This is a genomic window from Flavonifractor sp., assembly GCF_019422385.1.
GTDB lineage: Bacteria > Bacillota > Clostridia > Oscillospirales > Oscillospiraceae > Flavonifractor > Flavonifractor avistercoris.
Genome location: NZ_JAHZDL010000115.1, coordinates 1 through 6,430, shown reverse-complemented (window position 1 = coordinate 6,430; position 6,430 = coordinate 1). Strand labels below are relative to the sequence as shown.

Annotated in this window: 8 protein-coding genes and 1 pseudogene; 2 read left to right on the top strand and 7 right to left on the bottom strand. The window is 65.1% G+C overall.

The features are described 5' to 3' along the window. A partial coding sequence (locus tag QZ378_RS11825; RefSeq protein ID WP_291258411.1) for a helix-turn-helix transcriptional regulator occupies positions 1-347 on the bottom strand: 347 nt, incomplete at its 3' end. Positions 348-544: 197 nt separating this feature from the next. On the opposite strand from QZ378_RS11825, the gene pta reads away from it, so the two are divergent. Beyond that, positions 545-1,528, top strand: coding sequence for a phosphate acetyltransferase (gene pta / locus QZ378_RS11820; protein ID WP_291258410.1), 984 nt, complete (start codon positions 545-547; stop codon positions 1,526-1,528). A gap of 287 nt (positions 1,529-1,815) precedes the next feature. Here pta and QZ378_RS11815 read toward each other — a convergent pair whose 3' ends face one another. From QZ378_RS11815 to QZ378_RS11800, 4 genes are read right to left on the bottom strand one after another with little or no spacing between them, the layout of a single operon-like run. Next, a complete protein-coding gene (locus QZ378_RS11815; protein WP_087242233.1) occupies positions 1,816-2,622 on the bottom strand; it encodes an HAD-IIB family hydrolase in 807 nt (268 codons plus the stop codon). 60 nt (positions 2,623-2,682) lie between these two features. Further along, positions 2,683-3,597, bottom strand: a complete 915-nt coding sequence (locus QZ378_RS11810) for an RluA family pseudouridine synthase (protein ID WP_291258409.1) — start codon at positions 3,595-3,597, stop codon at positions 2,683-2,685. Then, entirely contained in the window at positions 3,572-4,048 is a 477-nt protein-coding gene (gene lspA / locus QZ378_RS11805; RefSeq protein ID WP_291258408.1) for a signal peptidase II, read from the bottom strand. Before lspA ends, QZ378_RS11810 begins: the two co-directional genes overlap by 26 nt. 21 nt (positions 4,049-4,069) lie before the next feature. Beyond that, entirely contained in the window at positions 4,070-4,291 is a 222-nt protein-coding gene (locus QZ378_RS11800) for a hypothetical protein (RefSeq protein ID WP_087242239.1), read from the bottom strand. Between the two features lie 142 nt (positions 4,292-4,433). On the opposite strand from QZ378_RS11800, the gene QZ378_RS11795 reads away from it, so the two are divergent. Beyond that, positions 4,434-4,616: a hypothetical protein gene (locus QZ378_RS11795; RefSeq protein ID WP_291258407.1), complete on the top strand. Its 183-nt coding sequence runs from the start codon at positions 4,434-4,436 to the stop codon at positions 4,614-4,616. 583 nt (positions 4,617-5,199) lie between these two features. Here the strand turns inward: QZ378_RS11795 and QZ378_RS11790 are convergent. Then, positions 5,200-6,183, bottom strand: coding sequence for an ABC transporter permease (locus tag QZ378_RS11790; protein WP_087242243.1), 984 nt, complete (start codon positions 6,181-6,183; stop codon positions 5,200-5,202). Then, a pseudogene (locus tag QZ378_RS11785) lies at positions 6,180-6,430 on the bottom strand (ABC transporter permease); the annotation flags it as partial. The gene QZ378_RS11790 and the pseudogene QZ378_RS11785, both read right to left, overlap by 4 nt.

Here is a 6,430-nt window from a genome sequence, read left to right as displayed (position 1 = left end):
CCCAGCAGGTCGAAGAGCACGCCGATGGAGTTGACCAGCAGCTTCTTGTTCAGCGTGGCCATGATGGAGCCGTGGAGCACATTGTCCTTCTCGGTGGAGTAGTCGTACAGCTCCCCGGCGGCGATGGTGGTGCCATCCCGGGAGAGGGTGCGGCCCAGCAGGAAGTCGGCGGACACATTGTAGTAGTTGCAGGCCTTGGTGACAAAGGCCAGGCCCGGCTCGCGCACGCCGTTCTCATAGTGGGAGAGCAGCGCCTGGCTGATGCCCAGCTCCTTGGCGGCCGCGCGCTGGGAGATGCCCTTCTCCTGGCGGAGCAGGGAGAGGCAGCGGGAGAAATCGGAACTCATGAACACACCTCATTGCACAGTTGGTATCAAAACAGTAGGTATAGTATAAATTCATAAATACAAAAAGTAAAGTGTATTTTTTCACAATCTTCTGCTCTTTTGGCATTGAGAATCCCAGGGGATCGGGTGTATAATACCAGTACAGCCAAAATATTTGGCAAATCGAAGCTCACGCGTAAATATGGAGGATGATACCAATGGCCATTCACATGTTCCAGCAGCTCATCGACACTCTGAAAAAGAGCCCCAAGAAGATTGTCTTTACCGAGGGCACCGACGCCCGCATTCTGGAGGCAAGCGCCCGCCTGCTGTCCGGCACCTTCCTGACCCCCGTGCTGGTGGGCAACCCGGAGGAGATCCAGGCCGCCGCCGAGGAGGCCGGCTTCAACATCCGGGGCGCGGAGATCATTGACCCGGAGACCTACCCTGAGATGGACAAGATGGTGGACACCATGGTGGAGCTGCGCAAGGGCAAGATGACCGCCGACGAGTGCCGCGCCGCCCTGAAGAAGAGCAACTACTTCGGCACCATGCTGGTGAAGATGGGCGTGGCCGACTGCCTGCTGGGCGGCGCCACCTACTCCACCGCCGACACCGTCCGCCCCGCCCTGCAGCTGGTCAAGACCAAGCCGGGCAACAAGATCGTCTCCTCCTGCTTCATCATGGTCCGCGAGGGCGTGGGCGAGAACACCGTGCTGGCCATGGGCGACTGCGCCATCAACATCAAGCCCTCCGAGGATGAGCTGGTGGAGATCACCACCGAGGTGGCCCACTGCGCCCGCATCTTCGGCATCGACCCCAAGGTGGCCATGCTGTCCTACTCCACCAAGGGCTCCGGCAAGGGCGAGGACGTGGACAAGATGCGCCACGCCTATGAGAAGGTCCTGGCCACCAACCCCGACTTCGACGTGGATGGCGAGCTCCAGTTCGACGCCGCCGTCTCTCCCGCCGTGGGCCAGCTCAAGAGCCCCGGTTCCCCCGTGGCCGGCTACGCCAATACCTTTATCTTCCCCGACATCAACGCCGGCAACATCGGCTACAAGATCGCCCAGCGCCTGGGCAACTTCGACGCCTACGGCCCCATCCTGCTGGGCCTCAACGCCCCCATCAACGACCTCTCCCGCGGCTGCAACGCCCAGGAGGTCTACTCCATGGCCATCATCACCGCGGCTCTGGCGTAAGAGAAGCGCGGAGCCGTCGTGAGCAGCCCGGATGGACTGGAGCGACGGGTACAAACCAGGCCAGTCCACAGACTGGCCGTTTGTGCCCGGAGTCGGAGGGAAGCCGGGCGTCGCGAGCAGGCGCAGCGTGACAACTTTACCTTTGCTAGACCCCGGAGCGGTCTCAGGGCCGCTCCGGGGTTTCTTATGGCCATGGAGGAGACCTCCACCCCGCCAGCGGCGGGGGCGGTCTCTCCCCCAAGACGGCAGCGCGCCCCGGGCGGAAAAGCCGCCCGGGGCGCGTATGTTCAGTAGAGCTCGTCCAGGATGCGGATGGCCTGGGCCACGCAGCTCTCCTCACAGGAGCCCAGGATGCGGGCCCCCCAGGCCCGCACCTCCGGGGCGCAGTTGGAGGGGGCGAAGGGGATGGCGGAGACGGCCAGCATGGGGATGTCGTTCTGGTTGTCGCCGATGCAGTAGATGTGGCCGGGCCGGATCCCCAGCCGGCGGGCCAGCAGCTCCACCATGCCGCCCTTGCTGCTCCCCTTCCGGGTCAGCTCCAGCAGCACCGGGTTGGAGAAGATCACCTCGTAGTGCTCGCTCCACCGCTCCAGCATGTACCGCTGGGTCTCCAGCAGCACCTCGCTGCGCTGCTGGAGGATGGCCTTGCTCCAGGGCAGGGGCATGTCCGCGATGGGGGCCTCGGTGGAGGGCAGGCCCGCCCGGCCCAGGTGGTGGCGGGTGACGGCGTTGGGCTGGTAGGTGTACACGTCGTCGTGGTGGTAGGCCTCAAAGCCGATGGAGGGGATGGCCCGGGCCACCTCCTCCATGTCCCCCCGCACCCGGTCGGGGAGGAAGGTCTCGTACACCATCTCCCCGGTGCGGAAGTCGTACAGGGCGGAGCCGTTGGACAGGATGACGGGGGCGTTGATGGGCACGCTGCGGGCGTGGGGCGCGAAGTTGGGCCGGGCCCGGCCGGTGGCCACGGTGAAGATGCCCCCCTGGCCGGTGAAGTAGGTCAGGGCCTCCACGTTTTCCCGGGTAATGCGCATATCCTCGCCATAGAGGGTGTCGTCAAAGTCGCTGGCGAACAGCACGCCGTCAAATTTTCCCATGGAGGCTCACCTGCTTTCCCGGGCGGAATGCGCCCTGTGATTGTTTAGCTGCCGCCGGGGCTATGTCAGCCGGCCCAGCCGCGCCAGCACCTGCGTGAAATAGTCCGGCAGGGGGCACTCCACCGTCACCCGCTCCCCGGTGCGGGGGTGGATGAAGGAGAGCCGCCGGGCGTGGAGGCACTGGCCCGCCAGGCCGGGCACCGGCTTTTTGGCCCCGTACACCGTGTCCCCCAGCAGGGGGTGGCCGATGGAGGCCATGTGCACCCGGATCTGGTGGGTGCGGCCGGTCTCCAGCCGGCATCGGATGTGGGTATACCCCGGATAGCGCTCCAGCACCTGCCAGTGGGTCACCGCCGGCCGGCCGTTCTTCCGGTCAACCGCCATCTTCTTCCGCTCCACCGGGTGGCGGCCGATGGGGGCATCCACGGTGCCCGCGTCCTCTCTCAGGGTGCCCACGCACACCGCCTCATACTCCCGGTAGAGGGAGTGATCCTGGAGCTGTTCGGCCAGGGCCTGGTGGGCAAAGTCGTTCTTCGCCGCGATGAGCAGGCCGGAGGTGTCCCGGTCGATGCGGTGGACAATGCCGGGGCGAAGGGCTCCGTTGATTCCGGAGAGTGATTCCCCACAGTGATATAACAGTGCGTTGACCAGCGTGCCGTCGGGATGGCCCGCCGCCGGGTGCACCACCATGCCCACCGGCTTGTTGACCACGATCACGTCCCCGTCCTCATACACCACGTCCAGGGGGATGTCCTGGGGCACGGCGTCCACCGGCTCCGGCTCGGGCAGCGCCACCGCCAGCACGTCGCCGGGGGCGGTCTTGTAGTTCTTCTTCACCGGGCGGCCCGCCAGGGTCACCGCCCCCTCCTCCAGCAGGCGCTGGGCGGCGGAGCGGGTCAGCTCCGGCACCAGCCGGGCAATGAACTGGTCGGCCCGCTCCCCGTCCCGGTCAGCCCTCAGCAGAATCGGCTCCATGGCCGTCCCCCTTGCCGTGGAAAAACAGATAGTAGACGCAGAAGCCGATGCCGCCGCACACCACGCAGATGTCCGCCACGTTGAACACCGCGAAGTGGATGAACAGGGTCTGGAACATGTCGGTGACGTACCCGAACAGCGCCCGGTCGATCAGGTTGCCCACCGCCCCGGCCAGCACCAGGGACAGGGTGAGCATGGCCAGGGGGTGGGGAAATACCTTTTTCAGCAGCAGCACAACCAGGGCCACCGACACCACCAGGGACACCACGGTCAGGATCCAGGTGTGCTGGGAAAAGATGGAGAAGGCCGCGCCGGTGTTCTGCACATAGGTCAGCTGGAGGATGTGGGGCAGGAAGGGCACGTCCCCACCCAGGGGAATGTAGGCCCGCACCAGGAACTTGACCAGCTGGTCAAGCCCCACCAGGGCCAGCACAAGTACCGCATACAGCATGAAAGGGCTCCTTTTTCTCGTTCAGATTCCCTTTATTGTACCACGCCCCGGCCCCGGGCACAAGGGCTCTTCGTCCGGAATGGGGCCGCGCAGGGCCTCCGCCTCCCGGATGTGCGCCAGAATCAGGTGGCGCACATAGCCGGACAGCGTGCGGTACGAATCCCCGGCCAGCCGCCGCAGCTTGGCCTTGGTGCGGCCGTCCACCAGGACGGTGATGGTCTCCTTCCGGTTGGGGTGGTTCATAGGGATCCCCCCTTTTGTATCTATATAATATCAAACAGATACAAATAGTCAATATCTTTTTGTATCTATTAGAACTATTGTGAGGGGACTGGTTGAGAGGATATCATGGTAGCATCTAATAGAGTCAAAAGGAGTTGAAAATATGTCTGTGCAGGTCAATCCCTATCCGCTCCGCCTGGAAAAAATCTATATGGAAAAAATCCGCACCCTGGCGAAGCAGGGGCGGAGATCTATCAATATGCAGCTGTGCATTGCGGTGGAGAGCTACCTGAAGCAGTATGAGAAGGAGCACGGGGAGATCCCCGTGGAGCCGGAAAACCCGTAGGGCACCGGGAGGTGCCCGGCCAACGGACGGCGCGCCGGGCCGCGCCCCCACGGAGTCAGCGGCTGCGGGGACAAACGGGCGGATGATATCCGCCCCTACATAGTGAGCAGTTACCCGCCGGTTGCGAGGGGCACCCCGGCCCTTCGGCGGCATGGCACCGACGGCGGCCCGGCGGGCCAGGCCGGTACAACGCAGCGGCTGTCAGGGCCTGCCGGGTGATCGACGCGGGCCGCCCAAGGCGCGGCAGCGCCTGTCACGAAACCAAAAAAGGAACCGGGCGTGGATGCACGCCCGGTTCTTGCTTTGTCTGTACAGCTTTCCGCCGCCATGAACCCCCGTACTGGGGGGGCCAGGGTGGGCGAAGCCCCCCGGCCCTTCTTTCCCCCCATTTCTTTGGGAAGAAATGGGGGCGCCCGCCGCGCAGGCATCCGCCGGGAGGCTGGGCCTCCACCAGACGGGCGGATACTATCCGCCCCTACGGGCTTGGCAGTTGGCGTACCGCGCTGGTCAGGCCCGCCCCCAGGGGACGCGCCCGTTTCAGGACAAAAAAGCGCGCCGCCCGGGATACGGGCGGCGCTTGTGTTTACCGCTCTTCGCGGAAATACGCCAAACCAAGGCTGGCAGGCGGCTGCTTGTCGCGGTTGTTGCGCAGGGAGGTGAAGATCAGCACCACCACGGTGACCACATAGGGCAGGATCTTGTAGATCTGGTCGGGAATGAGGTCGATGGGCATGCGCAGGTAGAGGATGAGCAGGCCGCCGAAGAGGATGGAGCCCCAGATGGCCCGGTAGGGGCTCCACAGGCAGAAGATGACCAGGGCCACGGCCAGCCAGCCCTCGCCGGACAGGCCCTCGTGGTTCCACACGCCGCCCACCACGGTCATGATGTACACCATGCCGCCCACGGCGGAGATGCCGCCGCCGATGACGGTGGCCAGGTACTTGTAGCGGGCCACGCTGATGCCGGCGGCGTCGGCGGTGGCGGGGGACTCGCCCACCGCCCGCAGGTACAGGCCGGAGCGGCTGCGCCGCAGGTACAGGCCCATAGCCACGGCCATGGCGATGCCCAGGTAGGTGAAGATGCTGTGGCCGAACAGGAGGCTGCCCACCACGGGCAGCTGCTGGAGGGCGGCCGGGAAGGGGGAGTTGTTGAAGGCGGCCTTCAGGGTGTTGCTGACGGCCACATAGGTGCCCTCCTGCACCCGCATGAACTCGCCCAGGTACTGGCCCACGCCGGTGCCGAAGATGGTGAGGGCCAGGCCGGTGACGTTCTGGTTGGCCCGGAGGGTGATGGTGAGGAAGCTGAAGATCAGCGCACCCGCCGCCCCGGCCAGGAAGGAGCCCGCGATGGCGATGACCACCGCCAGGGGGGCGGACACCGCCGCGCCGGTCAGCTTCTCATAGTAGAACGCCGCGCCCAGGCCCACGGCGCCGCCCATGAACATCATGCCCTCCACGCCCAGGTTCAGGTTGCCCGACTTCTCGGTGAGGATCTCGCCGGTGGTGCCGTAGAGCAGGGGGGTGCCGTAGAGGACGGCGGCGGTGATCAGGTTGAGCAGGAATGTCATGATTTCGCCGCCTCCTTTCGGGCCTGCCGCTCCTCCGCGCCGCGGAAGATGAGCCGGTAGTTGATGAAGAACTCACACCCCAGCATGAAGAACAGCAGCACGCCGGTGATCACGTCGGACAGGGACACCGGGATGGACATCTGGGTGTTGAGGGTGTCGGCGCCCTTCTGGAGCACGGCCAGCAGGGCGGAGATGCCCACCATGGCGAAGGGGTTGAGCTGGGCCAGCCAGGCCACGGTGATGGCGG